At 64.4% G+C, this 16998-nt stretch carries 16 protein-coding genes; 10 read left to right on the top strand and 6 right to left on the bottom strand.

Translation table 11 applies throughout. The features are described 5' to 3' along the window. Nucleotides 1-194 precede the first annotated feature (194 nt). From IVA78_RS04940 to IVA78_RS04925, 4 genes are all read left to right on the top strand, one after another. Nucleotides 195-1700, top strand: a complete 1506-nt coding sequence (locus IVA78_RS04940) for a M81 family metallopeptidase (protein ID WP_247420734.1) — start codon at nt 195-197, stop codon at nt 1698-1700. A gap of 13 nt (nt 1701-1713) precedes the next feature. Then, the gene (locus tag IVA78_RS04935; protein WP_247280086.1) at nt 1714-2886 is read left to right on the top strand and encodes a M20 aminoacylase family protein; all 1173 of its coding nucleotides are present in this window, start codon (nt 1714-1716) and stop codon (nt 2884-2886) included. Then, the gene (locus tag IVA78_RS04930) at nt 2879-4300 is read left to right on the top strand and encodes an amidase (RefSeq protein ID WP_247280087.1); all 1422 of its coding nucleotides are present in this window, start codon (nt 2879-2881) and stop codon (nt 4298-4300) included. The genes IVA78_RS04935 and IVA78_RS04930 overlap by 8 nt, the downstream gene beginning before the upstream one ends. A gap of 139 nt (nt 4301-4439) precedes the next feature. Beyond that, nucleotides 4440-5330: a crotonase/enoyl-CoA hydratase family protein gene (locus IVA78_RS04925; RefSeq protein ID WP_247280088.1), complete on the top strand. Its 891-nt coding sequence runs from the start codon at nt 4440-4442 to the stop codon at nt 5328-5330. A 91-nt stretch (nt 5331-5421) separates the two neighbouring features. On the opposite strand, the gene IVA78_RS04920 is transcribed toward IVA78_RS04925, so the two are convergent. Beyond that, nucleotides 5422-6399, bottom strand: coding sequence for an NADPH:quinone oxidoreductase family protein (locus IVA78_RS04920; RefSeq protein WP_247280089.1), 978 nt, complete (start codon nt 6397-6399; stop codon nt 5422-5424). Then, nucleotides 6399-7007: a 2-hydroxychromene-2-carboxylate isomerase gene (locus IVA78_RS04915; protein ID WP_247280090.1), complete on the bottom strand. Its 609-nt coding sequence runs from the start codon at nt 7005-7007 to the stop codon at nt 6399-6401. Before IVA78_RS04915 ends, IVA78_RS04920 begins: the two co-directional genes overlap by 1 nt. A gap of 105 nt (nt 7008-7112) precedes the next feature. Here IVA78_RS04915 and IVA78_RS04910 point away from each other — a divergent pair, with 105 nt between their 5' ends. Further along, nucleotides 7113-8135: a methionine synthase gene (locus tag IVA78_RS04910; protein ID WP_247280091.1), complete on the top strand. Its 1023-nt coding sequence runs from the start codon at nt 7113-7115 to the stop codon at nt 8133-8135. 18 nt (nt 8136-8153) lie between these two features. On the opposite strand, the gene IVA78_RS04905 is transcribed toward IVA78_RS04910, so the two are convergent. The 3 genes from IVA78_RS04905 to IVA78_RS04895 form a co-directional block, all read right to left on the bottom strand. Then, the gene (locus IVA78_RS04905; protein WP_247280092.1) at nt 8154-8771 is read right to left on the bottom strand and encodes a hypothetical protein; all 618 of its coding nucleotides are present in this window, start codon (nt 8769-8771) and stop codon (nt 8154-8156) included. Between the two features lie 113 nt (nt 8772-8884). Further along, nucleotides 8885-9412, bottom strand: coding sequence for a xanthine phosphoribosyltransferase (gpt, locus tag IVA78_RS04900; protein WP_247280093.1), 528 nt, complete (start codon nt 9410-9412; stop codon nt 8885-8887). Nucleotides 9413-9454: 42 nt separating this feature from the next. Then, nucleotides 9455-10192, bottom strand: coding sequence for a molybdopterin-binding protein (locus tag IVA78_RS04895; protein ID WP_247280094.1), 738 nt, complete (start codon nt 10190-10192; stop codon nt 9455-9457). A 277-nt stretch (nt 10193-10469) separates the two neighbouring features. On the opposite strand from IVA78_RS04895, the gene IVA78_RS04890 reads away from it, so the two are divergent. The 5 genes from IVA78_RS04890 (at nt 10470) to IVA78_RS04870 (ending at nt 15521) form a co-directional block, all read left to right on the top strand. Continuing rightward, nucleotides 10470-11888, top strand: a complete 1419-nt coding sequence (locus IVA78_RS04890; RefSeq protein WP_247280095.1) for a circularly permuted type 2 ATP-grasp protein — start codon at nt 10470-10472, stop codon at nt 11886-11888. A gap of 2 nt (nt 11889-11890) precedes the next feature. Next, nucleotides 11891-12835: an alpha-E domain-containing protein gene (locus IVA78_RS04885; RefSeq protein ID WP_247280096.1), complete on the top strand. Its 945-nt coding sequence runs from the start codon at nt 11891-11893 to the stop codon at nt 12833-12835. 124 nt (nt 12836-12959) lie between these two features. Next, complete coding sequence (locus IVA78_RS04880; RefSeq protein WP_247280097.1) at nt 12960-13808, top strand: transglutaminase family protein; 849 nt, start codon at nt 12960-12962, stop codon at nt 13806-13808. A gap of 171 nt (nt 13809-13979) precedes the next feature. Next, nucleotides 13980-14738 carry a proteasome-type protease gene (locus IVA78_RS04875; RefSeq protein WP_247280098.1) on the top strand — a complete coding sequence of 253 codons (759 nt, stop codon included), beginning with the start codon at nt 13980-13982 and terminating at the stop codon, nt 14736-14738. 24 nt (nt 14739-14762) lie between these two features. Next, nucleotides 14763-15521 carry an SDR family oxidoreductase gene (locus tag IVA78_RS04870; RefSeq protein ID WP_247280099.1) on the top strand — a complete coding sequence of 253 codons (759 nt, stop codon included), beginning with the start codon at nt 14763-14765 and terminating at the stop codon, nt 15519-15521. A gap of 159 nt (nt 15522-15680) precedes the next feature. Here the strand turns inward: IVA78_RS04870 and IVA78_RS04865 are convergent, their stop codons facing one another. Continuing rightward, nucleotides 15681-16919: an MFS transporter gene (locus IVA78_RS04865; RefSeq protein WP_247280100.1), complete on the bottom strand. Its 1239-nt coding sequence runs from the start codon at nt 16917-16919 to the stop codon at nt 15681-15683. Nucleotides 16920-16998: the final 79 nt, after the last annotated feature.

Genomic DNA, 16998 nt, shown 5'->3' with positions numbered 1-16998 from the left:
TGGACCTCGCGGTGGCTCCTGGTCTTCGCCAGGACGACTCCGCGGTGTGGCAGATGGCTCCTCTCACACCCCACCGCATCCGCAGCATTCCCAAAACGATCTGACCCCATGCATGGCGCGATTGCTTCCCACCTTGCTCTTGCAGCAAGGCCAAGGCTAACTTCGCGCACTCTTGATCGATTGGACTGGATCGAATGACACGTATCGCCGTCGGCGGCTTCCTGCACGAGACCAACACCTTCGCGCCGACGAAGGCGACGTTCGCGGACTTCCAGCATGGCGGCGGCTGGCCGGCGATGACGCAGGGCGCCGACGTGTTGAAGGTGATGCGGCGCATCAATGTCGGTCTCGCGGGCTTCGTCGACGGCGCTGAAATGAACGATTGGGAACTCATCCCAACGATCGCCTGCGGTGCGAGCCCGTCGGCGCATGTCACCAAAGATGCTTTCGAGCGCATCGTGAAGGTGATGATCGACGGCATCGCAGCCGCCGGTCCGCTCGATGCCGTCTATCTCGACCTGCACGGCGCGATGGTGGCCGAGCACCTCGACGATGGCGAAGGCGAGATCCTGGCGCGCGTGCGCCGGATCATCGGCAAAGATATTCCGCTGGTCGCGAGCCTCGACCTGCACGCCAACGTCACGCCCGAGATGATCGAGCATGCCGACGCGCTGATCGCCTACCGCACCTATCCGCATGTCGACATGGCCGCAACCGGCCGCGCCTGTGCGCGCCATCTCGCACTGCTCCTGAAGTCCAGGCAACGCTTCGCAAAGGCGTTCCGGCAATTGCCATTCCTGATCCCGATCAGCTGGCAGTGCACGAGCGACCAGCCGACCAAAAGCATCTACGAGAAGCTCGCCGCGCTGGAGGGTGACGCGGTTCCGACGCTGTCCTTCGCGCCCGGCTTCCCCGCCGCCGATTTCCGCGATTGCGGGCCGAGCGTGTTCGCCTATGGCAAGACGCAAGCGGACGCCGACCGCGCGGCCGATGCGCTTCTCAAGCTGATCGAAAGCCACGAGGACGACTTCGACGGCAAGATCTGGTCGCCCGACGACGGCGTGCGCCATGCGATGGAGCTTTCCAAGGGTGCGAGCAAGCCGATCGTCATCGCCGACACCCAGGACAATCCCGGCGCGGGCGGCGATTCCGATACCACCGGTATGCTGCGCGCACTGGTGCGCAACAAGGCAAGTGCCGCGACGGGGGTGATCTACGATCCGGAATCGGCCAGAGCCGCGCATGCAGCCGGCGTCGGGGCCGCCGTCACGCTGTCGCTCGGCGGCAAGTCCGGCATTCCGGGCGACGAGCCCTATCGCGAGACCTTCGTGGTCGAAAAACTCTCCGACGGCCGCTTCATCGCGTCCGGCCCTTATTATGGCGGCCGCGAGATGGAGATGGGCCCCTCCGCAGCCTTGCGCATCGGCGACGTCCGCGTCGTCGTCTCCTCGCACAAGGCGCAGCTCGCCGATCAGGCAATGTACCGCTATGTCGGCATCGAGCCGACGCGAGAGAAGATTTTGGTCAACAAGAGCTCGGTGCACTTCCGCGCCGATTTCGAGCCGATCGCGGAAAAGCTGCTGATTTGCGCCGCACCGGGCGCGATGCCGGCCGACACCGCCTGCCTGCCCTGGACGCGCCTGCGGCCGGGCATCCGCATCAAGCCGAACGGACCCGCCTTCACCCCTTCCTCACGCTAACCGGACAGGACACATGCCCACGATCGACCGCATCGACGGCTATGCCGACGAACTCACCGCTATCAGGCGCGACCTCCACGCCCATCCCGAGATCGGCTTTGAGGAAGTGCGCACCTCCGGTATCGTCGCCGACAAGCTGAAGAGCTGGGGCATCGAGGTGCATCGCGGTCTCGGCGGCACCGGCGTGATCGGCGTCATCAAGGGTAAGGGCACGAGCGGCAAGCGCATCGGCCTGCGCGCCGATATGGACGCGCTGCCGATGGAAGAGAACACCAATCTGAAATGGAGCTCGAAAATTCCCGGCCGCTTCCACGGCTGCGGCCACGACGGCCACACCACCATGCTGCTCGGCACCGCGCGCTATCTCGCCGAGACCCGCAATTTCGACGGCACCGTGCACCTGATCTTCCAGCCGGCCGAGGAAGGCCTCGGCGGCGCCCGTGCCATGATCAAGGACGGACTGTTCGAAAAATTTCCCTGCGACGAGCTCTACGGCCTGCACAACGCGCCCGATCTCAACCACGGCGAGATCGCGATTCTGCCGGGCCCGGCGATGGCCGGCGCCGACTTCTTCGACCTCCGCATCACGGGCTACGGCGCGCATGGCGCGATGCCCGAGCGATCCAAGGACGCGGTGATCATCGCGACCACGCTGGCGCAGGCGATCCAGACCATCGTCAGCCGCAACGTCGAGCCGCTGCAATCCGCCGTCATCTCGATCACCCAGATCCATGCGGGCTCCGCCTATAACGTCATCCCAGGCGAAGCGCATCTTTGCGGCACCATCCGCACCTTCTCCAACGAAGTCCGCGCCATGATCAGCGAGCGCATCCGCACGATCTGCGCTGGTATCGCCGCCGCATTCCAGTGCGAGATCGCGGCCGACATCCGCGACACGTTCGGCGTGCTGGTCAACCAGGTTGAGCAGTCCAAGGTGGTCGAGGAGGTCGCGCGCACCGTGGTCGATCCTGCCAACGTGATCACCCGCGCCCAACCGAAGATGGGCAGCGAGGATTTTGCCGACATGCTGCAGACCATCCCCGGCGCCTATTTCTGGGTCGGCCATGACGGCTCGGTGCCTGTGCACAATCCCGGTTTCGTGCTCGACGACAAGATCCTGCCGATCGGCGCCAGCATGTTTGCCCGCATCATCGAAACCCGCATGCCGGTGGGTGGCAATGCATAAAGAGAGCGTCGAAGAGACGGTCACCTCGCTGCATGATCTGTCGGCGGTCGATCTGATCGCGGGCTATCGCGCCAAGCAGTTCTCGCCGAGCGAGGTGCTTGAAGACGTGCTTGCGCATGTCGCGGCGTGGGAACCGCATCTGAAGGCGCTCTATGCATTCGATCCCGACGGCGCGCGCGAGGTCGCAAAGGCCTCGACCGCGCGCTGGAGCGGCGGCGAGCCGTGCGGCGCACTGGACGGCGTGCCTGTTACGGTGAAGGACAACATCGCGACCAAGGGCGTGCCGGTGCCGCTGGGTGCTGCCAGCGTCAAGCTGGTGCCGGCCGAGAAGGACGCACCGCCCGCCGCGCGGCTGCGCGAGGCCGGCGCCATCATCTTCGCCAAGACCACCATGCCCGATTACGGCATGCTGTCCTCCGGTCTCTCCAGCTTTCACGCGCTCGCGCGCAATCCCTGGGACCTCTCCAAGAATCCCGGCGGCTCCAGCGCGGGTGCGGGCGCCGCCGCTGCCGCCGGCTATGGTCCCTTGCATCTCGGGACCGATATCGGTGGCTCGGTGCGCCTGCCCGCCGCTTGGTGTGGCCTCGTCGGATTGAAGCCGAGCTTCGGCCGCGTGCCGATCGATCCCGCCTATGTCGGCCGCGTCGCAGGTCCCATGACCCGCACGGTCGACGATTGTGCGCTGATGATGAGCGTGATCGCCAAGCCCGATCGCCGCGACGGGATGAGCCTGCCGGCCGAGCCGCTCAACTGGAAGGGGCTGGAGAAGTCTCCGCGCAAACTGCGCATCGGCCTGATGCTCGATCCCGGCGTCGGCCTGCCGCTGGACAAGCCGGTGCGCGAGGTCGCCGTGAAGGCGGCCAAGGCGTTCGAATCCGCCGGCGCGATCGTGACCGAGGTCGACGGCATTCTCACACGCGACATGCTCGACGGCCTCGACAATTTCTGGCGTGCGCGCATGTGGGACGATCTGTCCAAGCTGACGCCGGCCGAGCAGGCCAAGGTGCTGCCCTACATCTTCAAATGGGGCGAGTCCGGCGCAAAGCTGTCAGGCGTCGACGTCATCCGCGGCTTCAATCAGACCATGGCGATCCGCGCAGCAGCAGGAAAGCTGTTCTGCGAGATCGACTATGTGATCTCGCCGACCGCGCCGAATGTGAACTATCCGGCGGAATGGGCCTCGCCCACCAACGATCCCATGAAGCCGTTCGAGCACATCGCCTATACCGTGCCGTGGAATATGTCGGAGAATCCCGCGATCTCCGTCAACGGCGGCTTCGACGCCAAGGGTTTTCCCATTGGCGTGCAGATCGTCGGCCGTCGCTTCGACGATATCGGCGTGCTCGGCATGGCCAAGACTTTTGAAGGTCTACGCGGCCCGCAGCGGCCTTGGCCGAGCCCGCCGGCGGGTTAGAATCGCATCTAGCGTCTGCGCACAACTCGTCATGCGCGGGCTCGACCCGCGTATCCATCCTCTCCGAAAAAGATGGATTGCCGGGTCAAGCCCGGCAATGACAGAATTGATTCAACAATGACAAGGGAAGGAAACCACCATGGCCTATGAGACGATCAAGTACGAGGTCGCCGAGCAGATCCTCACCATCACGCTGAACCGGCCCGACAAGCTCAACGCCTTCAACGCACAGATGCAAGCAGAGCTGATCGACGCGTTCGACGCCGCCGACAAGGACGACAATATCCGCGCCATCATCGTCACCGGCGCGGGCCGCGGCTTTTGCGCGGGCGCCGATCTTTCGTCCGGCGCGGATACGTTCGACCGCGACGCGCGCCGCGGGCCGGTGAAGCGGCTCGCCGACGGCAAGGTCGATTACAGCGATCCGCAGGTGCGCGACGGCGGCGGCCAGGTGACGCTACGCATATTCAAATGCTTGAAGCCCGTCATCGCTGCCGTGAACGGCCCTGCCGTCGGCATCGGCGTCACCATGCAGCTCGCGATGGACATCCGCATCGCCTCGGATGCCGCTCGCTTCGGCTTCGTGTTCTCCCAGCGCGGCATCGTGCCGGAGGCCGCCTCGAGCTGGTTCCTGCCGCGCATCGTCGGCATCTCGCAGGCGCTGGAATGGTGCTATTCCGGCCGCGTCTTCCCGGCACAGGAAGCGCTCTCCGGCCGTCTCGTCAGCAAGGTCGTGCCGCCCGATGATCTCCTGCCGACGGCGCGCGCGCTTGCCCAGGAATTTGCCGCCAAGACCGCGCCGGTCTCGATCGCCCTGATCCGCCAGATGATGTGGCGCATGATGGGCGCGGACGATCCGATGGAGGCGCACAAGATCGACAGCCGCGGCATATACGCCCGCGGCCGCTCCGACGATGTGAAGGAAGGCGTGGTGTCGTTCCTGGAAAAGCGTCCGGCGCAATTCAAGAACAAGGTGTCCAGCGATATGCCGGACTATTTCCCGTGGTGGACCGAGCGGGAATATAAATAGTTCACGGTCATTCCGGGGCTCGCGAAGCGAGAACCCGGAATCTCGATTCCGGGTTCGCCCTTCGGGCGCCCCGGAATGACGGTGGTAAAACTCAATCCATCACCAGCGCCACGCGGCCGATCGCCTTGCGCTCGATCAGCAATCGCATCGCCTTTGCATAGTCTTCCAGCGGCAGGCGATGCGAGACGTTGGGACGCAGCTTGCCCTCCTCCGCCCATTGCAGCAGCGCCTTCAGGCGCACGTCGCCGAGTGCGGGATTCCTTCGAACCGCTTCGCCGGCGCGCACGCCTAACACGCTCGCGCCCTTGATCAACAGGAGATTGGTCTTGGCCGAACCGATGCCGCCGGTAAAGCCAATCACCAGCAATCGCGCGCCCCAGGCGATGCAACGCATCGAATCCTCGAACACCTGGCCGCCGACGGGATCGAACACCACATCCGCGCCGCGGCCGTCGGTGATGTGCTTGACAGCATCGCGAAACGGCTCACGATCGTAGCGGACGAGATGATCGGCGCCGCGCGATTTCGCGATCGCCAGCTTCTCGTCGCTGGAGGCGGTTGCGATCACGGTCGCACCCAGCATCTTGCCGATCTCGACGGCCGCGAGACCGACGCCGCCGCCGGCGCCATGCACCAGCAGCACCTCGCCCGGCGCGACCCGGCCGCGATCGATCAGTGCATGATAGGCCGTGCCATGACCAGCGAGATAGGTCGCGGCCTCAGCATAGTCGAAAGTGGACGGCTTAGGGGTGAGTTGCGATGGCGTCACCACCGCTTCATCCGTGAAGGCGCCGTGGCGCATCTTCACGATGACCTTGTCGCCGACGGCAACGCCCCTCGCCTCCGCACCCACCTCGATGACGTCCCCGGCAGCTTCCATGCCGGGCGTGAACGGCAGCTCCGGCTTGAGCTGATATTCGCCAGCCGCCATCAGCACGTCGGGAAAGTTCAGGCCGGCAGCGCGGATCGCAACGCGCACTTCGCCGGGCTTTAGCGGCGGCGACGGAAACTCCTCCAGCCGCAACGTCTCGGGCGCGCCGAGTTCGCGGCAGATGACGGCCCGCACCATCAGGCCGCACTCGCCTTTTGACGCTGCAGCGCCTCGCGGATCAGCGGCAGGCGGTCGTTGCCAAAGTACATGTCGGTCTTGCCGACGAAGATCGTCGGCGAGCCGAAACCGCCACGCGCCACGACCTCTTCGGTATTGGCCTTGAGCTGGTCTTTGATGCCCTGCTCTGCGATGCCGGCGAAAAATTTCTGCTCGTCGATGCCGACCTTCTTGCAGATGTCGGCGAGCACCGCGTCCTGCGAGATGTCCCTGTCCTCGCCCCAGTAGGTCTCGAACACGGCCGCGGCGAACGGCACCATGTGATTGCCGAGCCAGATGCAGCCGCGCATCGCCTTGACGCTGTTCACGGGAAACACGGTCGGCGGCATCTTGATCGACAGGCCTGCCGAGCGCGCCCAATCGGCGAGATCCTTCTTCATGTAACGCGCCTTGAGCGGCACCGGCTTTTCGCGCTGCGCGTAGACGCTCGGATTGACCGTGTTGAAGATGCCGCCGACCAGGATCGGCCGCCAGATGATCTCCGCGCCGAGCTCCTTCGCCAGCGGCTGGATGTTGTGAAAGGCGAGATAGGTCCAGGGGCTGGAACAGTCGAAGAAGAATTCGATCATGGCGTTTCCGGTCCGGCGTCGCGGGGTTGACGACTTTTGTCGTTCTGTACCTCGACGTTAAGACATGGCAGGAAGAGGCGCAACATAACCCGCCGGGAGGCCGCCATGCTGTTTCCAACCACGATCGCCGGCTCCTTGCCGAAGCCGGAATGGCTCGCCGAGCCCAACATGCTGTGGGCGCCCTGGAAATCGCAGGGCGAGGAGCTCTTGCGCGCCAAGCGCGACGCGACGCTGATCTGGCTGAAGATCCAGGAGGACGCCGGCATCGACATCGTCACCGAGGGCGAGCAGGCCCGCCAGCATTTCGTGCACGGCTTCCTGGAGAAGGTCGAAGGCATCGACTTCGCGCACAAGGTCGAGATGGGCATTCGCAAGGACCGCTACAAGGCGATGGTGCCGCAGGTAGTCGCTCCGCTCCGGCTCAAGGGCCGCGTTCATGCCGACGAGGCGCGCGTCGCGCGCTCGCACACGAAAAAGAAGCTGAAATTCACGCTGCCCGGCCCCATGACCATCATCGACACGATTGCGGACCGCTATTACGGCGACCGCGTGAAGATGGCGTTCGCTTTCGCCGAGCTGCTGAACGAAGAGGCCAAGGCGCTCCAGGCCGACGGCGTCGATCTCGTGCAGTTCGACGAGCCCGCCTTCAACGTCTATATGGACGAGGTCAACGACTGGGGCATCAAGGCGCTGGAGCACGCGGCGCAGGGTCTCACCTGCGCCACCGCCGTGCACATCTGCTATGGCTACGGCATCAAGGCCAACACTGACTGGAAGGCGACGCTCGGCAGCCAATGGCGGCAGTATGAGCAGATCTTCCCGGCAATCGATGCCAGCCCGATCCAGCAGGTCGCGATCGAGTGCCGCAATTCGAAGGTGCCGCTCGACCTGCTGGCGCTGCTCAAGACCAAGATTGTGCAGGCCGGCGTGATCGACGTAGCCAGCGACACGGTGGAGACGGCGGACGACGTCGTGAAGGTGATCGAGGCAGTGTCGAAATTCGTCCCGAAGAGCAACATCATCGCCACCACCAATTGCGGCATGGCGCCGATGCGGCGGGAGATCGCCGAAGCCAAGCTGATGGCGCTCGGCGCCGGCGCGGCGCTGGCGCGCGAGAAACTCGGGTAATGGCAAGGGCGCGCTGTGCTAAGGCAGCGCCGTCGGATGCAACACGGGCGCGTAGCCGGAGTTCAATGTGCGCAGCGTCGAGGGCGGCGTCAGTAACGTCGCTTCGCCAAGCTGACGCTCGACCGCGGTATAACCCGCCGGCGACCACAACAGCGCCCTGCCCCGCATCACCAGAAAACTCTCCTCGCCCTGCTGAACCATTGCGCCGTCGGGGAGCTGGTCGAGCGGCACCAGCAGTACGTGCAGTCGTTTGCTGCCGTGATCGAGCCGCTCATGATGCAGCACCGTGTCGATGTCGTGCATGCGGACGCCGTGCACGCGATTGCCCTTTTCCCACGCAGCCCGGAAGCGATTGGCATCGTCGCGGCGGCAATAGAAGCAGGGGCGATGGCCGGCGGCGAGCGCAGTGGCCTCGTCCAGGAAGAACAGCTCGGTCCAGCTTCGCTGTGCCATCACCTCGCGGCGCCGTCCGCGGAATTCGCAAGTGCAGGTGAGCCAGGCCGGCGACGACCACCGCTTCCGAAGCAGCGTCTTCGTCGCGGGATCATGGATGATGCCGCGATTGCCGGTGAACAGGCCGCGATGGGGCGTGGCAATGATCTCACCAGTCGGCGTGACGCGATTTTGCAGGGGCATGGCTGCCTCCGCCCGTTAAACCGACGTCATTCCGGGGCGGTCCGCAGGACCGAACCCGGAATCTCGAGATTCCGGGTTCGATGCTTCGCATCGCTCCGGAATGACTTCGTCTCTCACGCGGCCCCGTCGCGAAGCGGCGGGTGGTAGGACAGCGCAGTGTCCCAGGGGAAGAAGATCCAGGTATCCTGCGACACTTCCGTGATGAAGGTATCAACCAGCGGACGCCCCATCGGCTTGGCGTAGACGGTGGCGAAATGCGCATTGGGCAGCATCTCGCGCACCAGCTTGCCGGTCTTTCCGGTATCGACAAGGTCGTCGACGATTAGAAGCCCCTTTCCGGTGCCGCCGCCGAGCTTCATCGCCGCCTCGGAAATACTCTTGAGGACCTGAAGCTCGCCCTGCTTGTTGTGGTCGTAGCTGGCGATGCAGACCGTATCGATCACGCGCACGCCGAGCTCGCGCGCCACGATCGCGGCCGGCACCAGGCCGCCGCGGGTGATCGCGATCACTGCATGGAACGGACCGACCTCGTTGAGACGCCAGCTCAGCGCCCGGCAATCCCGGTGGAATTGGTCCCAGGAGACCGGGAAGGCCTTGCCCGCCCGCTCCTGCGCGCTCAGTTCCGGTGATTCACCCGCCATTGTCGTCTCCTGCTTCGTAAAACGTCCGGCAAGCCGGGCGCTTTAGCGGGTGATGTTCAATCCCGCCAGCATTTCCTTCACCGCCGACATCGCCGCCGCGAGCTTATCCGCATCGCGCGAGCGCACCACCAGATTGGTGTTCGGCCTTTGCTCCTCATCCATGAAGGGATAGCTGCCGATGATGGTGTCGGGATGGGCGGCCGCGATCGCGCGCAGCGGGCTGCCGATGTCGCCCTCGCGCGCATTGGCGCGGACCGATTCGGAAAGCATGCGTACGCCGGATTTCAGCTTGGGCGAGACGATGTCCATCATCGCCTGCATGATCGAGGGCACGCCGGCCATCACGATGACATTGCCGATCTTGAAGCCCGGAGCGAGGATGGTCGCGCTCTGGATCAGCTCAGCACCGTCAGGGATGCGAGCCATGCGCAAGCGGGCCTCGTTGAGGTCCTGCTCGCTCCAGCGCTCGCGGAAGCGGGCGACCACCTCCGGGTGATGGTCGATGCCGACGCCGAAGGCCTTGGCGACGCTGTCGGCAGTAATGTCGTCATGGGTCGGGCCGATGCCGCCGGTGGTGAAGACATAGGTGTAGCGCTGCCGCAGTGCATTCAACGCGGCGATGATGTCGTCCTCGTCGTCGGAGACGATCCGGACTTCCTTGAGGTCGATGCCGATATTGGTCAGGTATTCGGCGATGAACCCGATGTTCTTGTCCTTGGTTCGGCCGGACAGGATTTCGTCCCCAATGACCAGAATGCCCGCCGTGACGATCTCGCTCATAAAACTGTCCCTCACCTGTGGCGCCAACTTTGCCGAGGTAACGCGTTGAAGTCACGCGGTTTTGCCGCCGAAATAAGCAGTCCTCAGCCATTTTTTCAGGCAAGCCGCCGGCCATCCTCGGCAAATGCCCATCCTCCATGCTTATCGCGCTGGCCCGCCCCTTGCTACCACATGAAAGTCATGCACTCTTGCCGCATGGCCACAGGACGTTGCGGTCTCCACCAAGGCCGGCGCGACTTGGCTCATGCCGCAACGCCTGGGAGAACAGTCGGGATCTATGGCAGTCGCGTTTGATGAAATGAATATTCCCGGCGGCGACCTGCGGCCTGCTTATCAGGAGCTGGCGCGCTGGCTCAAGGAGACGCCTCCCGAGGCCCTCGAATATCGCCGCCAGGAGGCGGAGTTGCTGTTCCGCCGCATCGGCATCACCTTTGCGGTCTATGGCGAAGCCGAGTCGACCGAGCGCCTGATCCCATTCGACGTGATCCCGCGGATCATGTCCGGCAAGGAATGGGCGCTGCTGGAGAAGGGCCTGAAGCAGCGCGTGCGTGCGCTCAACATGTTTTTGCGCGACATCTATCACGGCCGCGATATCCTTCGCGCCGAAATCGTGCCCGACGACCTGATCTTCCAGAACCCGGTGTTCCGGCCCGAGATGAACGGCCAGCAGGTGCCGCACGATGTCTATGTGCACATCGCCGGCATCGACATCGTCCGGACCGACGCTGAAGACTTCATCGTGCTGGAGGATAATGCGCGGACGCCTTCGGGCGTGTCCTACATGCTGGAAAACCGCGAGATCATGATGCGGCTGTTTCCGGATCTGTTCGCCCGCCACAGGGTGGCGCCGGTCGAACGCTATCCGGACGAGCTTCTCGCGGCGCTGCGCTCGGTCGCGCCGCAAAGCGCCTCCGGCGAGCCGACGGTCGCCCTGCTCACGCCCGGCGTCTACAACTCCGCCTATTACGAGCACTCGTTCTTGGCCGACAAGCTCGGCATCGAGCTGGTCGAGGGCCGCGACCTCATTGTCAAGAACAACGAAGTGTTCATGCGGACGACGGAGGGGTTGAAGCGGGTCGACGTGATCTACCGCCGCGTCGACGACGATTTCCTCGATCCGCTCACCTTCCGCCCCGACTCCGTGCTCGGCGTGCCGGGCCTGATGTCGGCCTATGCGGCCGGCAACATCACGCTCGCCAATGCTGTCGGCACCGGCATCGCCGACGACAAGGCGATCTACTCCTACATGCCCGACATCGTAAAATTCTATCTTGGCGAGGAGCCGATCCTGAAGAACGTGCCGACCTGGCGCTGCCGCGAGCCGAAGGATCTCGCCTATGTGCTGGACAATCTGGGCGAACTCGTCGTCAAGGAAGTCCATGGCTCCGGCGGCTACGGCATGCTGATCGGCCCCGCCGCGACGAAAGCCACGATCGAGGCCTTCCGCGAAAAACTGAAGCGTGAGCCGGAAGGCTTCATCGCGCAACCGACGCTGGCGCTCTCCACCTGCCCGACCTGTACCGCAAGCGGCCTCGCCCCGCGCCATGTCGACCTGCGGCCTTTCGTGCTCACGGGCAGCAAGCGCACCACGATCGTGCCGGGCGGGCTGACACGCGTTGCACTGAAGGAAGGCTCTCTGGTCGTCAATTCCAGCCAGGGCGGCGGCACCAAGGACACCTGGATTTTGGACGAGTAGAGATGCTGTCGCGTACCGCCGAAAACCTCTACTGGCTCGCTCGCTACGTCGAACGGGCCGAGTACCTCGCGCGCACCATCGATGCGACGCTGCGCGTCACCGCGCTTCCCGCCGCCTATATCGGCAAGACCAATGAATGGGACTCGGCGCTGCTCACCGCCGGTGTCGCCGGCAGTTTCTATCAGCAATATGAGGAAGCCAACGAGCACAACGTCGTCGATTACCTCTCGTTCTCGGCGGCAAACCCGTCCTCGATCAAGAACTGCATCGAGGCGGCCCGCCTCAACTCGCGCTCGGTGCGCACCGCGCTCACCAGCGAGATGTGGGACACCATCAACTCGGCCTGGATCGAGCTTCAGGCGGTCTGGAGCAAGGGCACCTCCACGCGGGAGGACCTCGCAAAATTCCTGCGCTTCGTGCAGGAGACCTCGCTGCGCTTCGACGGGTCGGCCTACCGGACCATGCTGCGCAACGACGCCTACTGGTTCTCGCGGATGGGCGTGCATCTCGAACGCGCCGACAACACCGCGCGCATCCTCGATGTGAAGTATCACGTGCTCTTGCCCGAGAAAGAGCATGTCGGCGGCCCGCTCGACTTCTATCAGTGGAGCTCGATTCTGCGCTCGGTCTCGGCGCTGACGGCCTATCACTGGGTCTATCGCGAGACGCTTAAACCGTGGCTGATCGCAGACCTGCTCATCCTCAACGACACGCTGCCGCGCTCGCTGGCAAGCTGCTACGGCAATCTCGTGCGCAACCTCGACCAGATCGGCGTCGCCTATGGCCGCCAGGGCCCCGCTCAGCGCCACGCCCGCGGCATCCGCAACCGGCTGGAACACAGCAATATGAACGACATTTTCCAGCACGGCGTGCATGAATTCATTCAGGAATTCATTACGGACAATTCAAGGCTGGGCGAAATCATCACGAAGCAGTATTTGATCTGATACAGGCTGTCATTCCGGGGCGCCCGAAGGGCGAACTATGGTGCGCAATTGCGCACCTGAGAATCTCGAGATTCCGGGTCTGGTCCTTCGGGCCATCCCGGAATGACGGAGCAAGTTAATCACCATGCGCCTGCGAATCCAGCACACCACGACCTATCGCTACGAGCCGCCGGCGACCAGCGTGATCCAGATCCTGCGCATGACGCCCGGCAGCCATGACGGGCAATACGTGGCGGAATGGCAGATCGACGTCTCGACGGACACCAAGCTCGACACGCACGAGGACGCGTTCGGCAACGTCACCCATGTGCTGTCCTGCGGTCCCGTCGGCGACATCAAGATCACCGCCGAAGGCCTGATCGAGACCCACGACACCGGCGGCGTGCTGCGCGGCACGGACGAGCGCTTTCCGGCCGGCATGTTTCTGCGCTCAACCGACCTCACCTCCGTCAATCCAGCGATGATGGCGGTTGCGCGCCAGTTGCGCAGCGAGGCCGAGAGCGACACGCTCGGCTTCCTGCACACGTTGATGACCGAGATCGGCGATCACATGACCTTCGACGAGGACCCGACCAACAGCGGCACCTCGGCGGCGGAGGCGTTCACGCTCAAGCGCGGGGTCTGCCAGGACTACGCGCACATCTTCATCGCCTGCGCACGCAGCGGCGGCGTGCCGGCGCGCTTCGTCTCCGGACACTTCCTGCGCTCTGACGGTACGGTGCACCAGGAGGCCGGCCACGCCTGGGCGGAGGCCTACGTGCCCGATCTCGGCTGGGTCGGCTTCGATCCCGCCAACAGCATCTGCGCCACCGACGCCCATGTCCGCGTCGCGATCGGACTCGATTATCTCGGCGCAGCCCCCGTGCGCGGTACCCGCTATGGCGGCGGCACGGAGACTCTGGCGGTGGCGGTCAAGGTCGAGCAGGCCGGCCGCGGCGGGCAGTCGCAATCGCAGTCACAGCGGCAAAGCTAACTCGTCGTTCCGGGCGTGCCTCAGCACGAGCCCGAAATCCATTGGCCGCAGAGTTAGCGGAGGAATGGATTTCCGGCGCCCCGGAATGACGACATGATCCCTAGGAATCGGGGTTGGAGCGGCTCCCGAAATTGGCTAGTAATTCCGCGCAAACGCGTTCGGGGACTGGAAATGACCTATTGTTGCGGAATCCTGGTTCGGGACGGTCTGGTGATGATCGCCGACACCCGCACCAATGCCGGCCTCGACAACGTCTCGACCTTCCGCAAGCTGCACATCTTCTCCAAGCCCGGCGAGCGCATCATGGCGATCGCCAGCGCCGGCAACCTCGCCATCAGCCAGTCGGTGCTGTCGACGCTGACGGAAGGCCTGGAGGACCCCGACACGGGCGAGATCGAGACGCTGATGAACGCGCCGACCATGTTCCAGGCCGCCCAGCGCATCGGCCGGGCGATCCGGGCCGTGCACGCGACCGAAGGTCCGGCGCTGAAGTCCGAGGACGTTTCCTTCGACGTCTCCTTCCTGTTCGGCGGCCAGATCAAGGGTTCCCGGATGCGCCTGTTCATGATCTACACCGCGGGCAATTTCATCGAGTGCACCACAGATACGCCGTACTTGCAGATCGGCGAGCACAAATACGGCAAGCCGGTGCTCGACCGCGCCATGCACTACGACGTCGAGCTTTACGAGGCGCTGAAGACCGGCCTGATCTCGATGGACTCCACCATGCGCTCGAACCTCGGCGTCGGCCTGCCGATCGACGTGCTGGTGGTGCGCAACGATGCCTGCGAGGCCGATCTCAATCACCGCATCGAGGCGGGCGAGCCCTATTTCCACGATTTGCGCTCGCGCTGGTCGGCGGCGTTGCGCGCCGCACATCAGAACATTCCGCGCCCGCCCTACAAGAACGAAAAAGAACCCAAAACCTGACAGCATGACAAAAGGCAGGAAACGATGAGTGAAGCAAAAAAGATCGCAGTGGTGACGGGCGCCGGCACCGGTGTCGGGCGTGCGGCGTCGCTGGCGCTGATGAACACCGGCTTCACCGTGGTGCTGGTCGGGCGCAGGCTCGACATGCTCGAGGAGACCGCAAAGCTCGGCCCCGCAGGAAAAAGCCTGTGTGTCACCGCCGACATGACCAAACCGGACTCGATCGCGGCGCTGTTTGCCAAGGTGAAGGAGACCTATGGCCGCCTCGACCTGCTCTTCAACAACGCCGGCATGGGCGCGCCGGCCGTCAACTTCGAGGATCTCAGCCTTGAGCAGTGGCAGGCGGTAGTGAACACCAACCTCACCGGCCCGTTCCTGTGCACTCAGCACGCCTTCCGCATCATGAAGGACCAGACCCCGCGCGGCGGCCGTATCATCAACAATGGTTCGATCTCGGCACACGCGCCGCGGCCGTTCTCTGCCGCCTACACCTCGACCAAGCACGCCATCACGGGTCTCACCAAGGCGTCCAATCTTGACGGCCGCATGTATGACATCGCGGTCGGCCAGGTTGATATCGGCAATGCCGCCACCCCGATGACCGACCGCATGGTCAACGGTCCCGGCGTGCTCCAGCCCGACGGCACCACCAAGCACGAGCCGCGCATGGATGCCAAGGCGGTCGGCGATGCCGTCGCCTACATGGCGAGTTTGCCGCTCGACGCCAATGTGCTGACCATGACGGTGATGGCGACCAAGATGCCGTTCGTGGGGCGGGGGTAAACAAAGAACGCAGCGCCTCCACAATCATCCTTGCGAGCGCGGCGAACCAATCCAGGATTTCTCTGCGGAGGGATTCTGGATTGCTTCGTCGCATCAGCGCAAAATTGCTTCGCAATTTTGTCGCGAGCTCCTCGCAATCACGCGTCGAAGGGCGGAGTGTTACTCCAAACTCTCCACCTGGCGCAGGCTCGGGAACAGCTTCATCCACAGGAGCGCCACCGCGACGGTGGCGACGCCGCCGAGCGCAGCGGCGGGCATGGCGCCGAACAGGGCGGCGGTGAGGCCGCTCTCGAACTGGCCGAGCTGGTTCGAGGCATTGATGAAGAGGAAATTCACCGCTCCGACCCGGCCGCGCATCTCGTCGGGCGTGGACAGCTGCACCAGTGAGAAACGGATCACGACGCTAATCGTGTCGGCGGCGCCGAGAACGGCGAGCGCGAGCACCGAGAGCCACATCCAGGACGACAGCGCGAATACGATCGTGGCGACACCGAACACGATCACGGCCTGAAACATGCGCAGGCCCACATGCCGCGAGACGGCGTGACGCGCCAGCACCATGGTCATCAAGAGCGCGCCAACCGCAGGTGCCGCACGCAGCACGCCGAGCCCGACTGGCCCGGTCTGGAGGACGTCGCGGGCATAGATCGGCAGCAGCGCCGTCACGCCGCCGAACAACACTGCGAACAGATCAAGCGAGATGGTGCCGAGGATCGCAGGATTACTGCGGATGAAGCGGACACCGGCAAAGATGTTGTCCGAGTTCGTCCCTTCCTTGGCGACCGCCTGCGGACGCGGCCGGATGAAGCCGGTCAAGATCATCCCAAGGATCCAGAACAGCACCATCACTGCATAGGCGAGATGCGGCGCCACCGCATAGGCAAAGCCGCCGAGCGCGGGCCCCGTAATGGTCGCGACCTGCGCCGCGCCGCTGGAGACCGCGGTGGCGCGCTGGAGAGAACCTTGCGGTGCGATCAGCGGCAGCAGCGCCGCCGTGGTCGGGCTCTCGAAGGCGCCGGCAATGCCGAGCACGAAGGTTGCGACGAAGATCTGCACCTCGCCGACCGCGCCGAGATAGGTGATCACAGCGAGATAGAGTGCGGTTGCCGCTTCCACGAGCTGACAGAGCTGGACGACGCGCTTGCGCTCGTAGCGGTCGGCGGCATGGCCGGCGACGAACACGAGCAGCGCGGTGGGCAGAAACTGCACGAGGCCGACCATGCCGAGATCGAAGGCCGAGCCGGTGAGATCGTAGATCTGCCAGCCGATCGCGACCGCCGCGATCTGGCTGGAGAAACGCGACAGGCTGCGCGAGAGCAGGAAGAACAGGAAGGCGCGGTGGGCGAGGAGCGCGCGGGCACTGACCGGCGGATTACCGGATATTGACTGCTCTGGCATCGCCGCTTCGACCACCTCTTGGATCGTCTTTTGGGTCACCCTCGGACCGTCCGTGCCCTGATCTCGACGCGCCCCCGCG

The sequence above is a fragment of the Bradyrhizobium sp. 137 genome, from assembly GCF_023074095.1.
In the GTDB taxonomy this organism is placed as follows: Bacteria; Pseudomonadota; Alphaproteobacteria; order Rhizobiales; family Xanthobacteraceae; genus Bradyrhizobium.
Note: the sequence above shows the minus strand (reverse complement) of the source record. Positions and strands in the feature narration are given on the sequence as shown.

Coding starts and splice junctions, on each gene's coding strand:
- IVA78_RS04940 (WP_247420734.1), top strand. CDS start 195: ATGACACGTATCGCCGTCGGCGGCTTCCTGCACGAGACCAACACCTTC.
- IVA78_RS04935 (WP_247280086.1), top strand. CDS start 1,714: ATGCCCACGATCGACCGCATCGACGGCTATGCCGACGAACTCACCGCT.
- IVA78_RS04930 (WP_247280087.1), top strand. CDS start 2,879: ATGCATAAAGAGAGCGTCGAAGAGACGGTCACCTCGCTGCATGATCTG.
- IVA78_RS04925 (WP_247280088.1), top strand. CDS start 4,440: ATGGCCTATGAGACGATCAAGTACGAGGTCGCCGAGCAGATCCTCACC.
- IVA78_RS04920 (WP_247280089.1), bottom strand. CDS start 6,399: ATGGTGCGGGCCGTCATCTGCCGCGAACTCGGCGCGCCCGAGACGTTG.
- IVA78_RS04915 (WP_247280090.1), bottom strand. CDS start 7,007: ATGATCGAATTCTTCTTCGACTGTTCCAGCCCCTGGACCTATCTCGCC.
- IVA78_RS04910 (WP_247280091.1), top strand. CDS start 7,113: ATGCTGTTTCCAACCACGATCGCCGGCTCCTTGCCGAAGCCGGAATGG.
- IVA78_RS04905 (WP_247280092.1), bottom strand. CDS start 8,771: ATGCCCCTGCAAAATCGCGTCACGCCGACTGGTGAGATCATTGCCACG.
- gpt (WP_247280093.1), bottom strand. CDS start 9,412: ATGGCGGGTGAATCACCGGAACTGAGCGCGCAGGAGCGGGCGGGCAAG.
- IVA78_RS04895 (WP_247280094.1), bottom strand. CDS start 10,192: ATGAGCGAGATCGTCACGGCGGGCATTCTGGTCATTGGGGACGAAATC.
- IVA78_RS04890 (WP_247280095.1), top strand. CDS start 10,470: ATGGCAGTCGCGTTTGATGAAATGAATATTCCCGGCGGCGACCTGCGG.
- IVA78_RS04885 (WP_247280096.1), top strand. CDS start 11,891: ATGCTGTCGCGTACCGCCGAAAACCTCTACTGGCTCGCTCGCTACGTC.
- IVA78_RS04880 (WP_247280097.1), top strand. CDS start 12,960: ATGCGCCTGCGAATCCAGCACACCACGACCTATCGCTACGAGCCGCCG.
- IVA78_RS04875 (WP_247280098.1), top strand. CDS start 13,980: ATGACCTATTGTTGCGGAATCCTGGTTCGGGACGGTCTGGTGATGATC.
- IVA78_RS04870 (WP_247280099.1), top strand. CDS start 14,763: ATGAGTGAAGCAAAAAAGATCGCAGTGGTGACGGGCGCCGGCACCGGT.
- IVA78_RS04865 (WP_247280100.1), bottom strand. CDS start 16,919: ATGCCAGAGCAGTCAATATCCGGTAATCCGCCGGTCAGTGCCCGCGCG.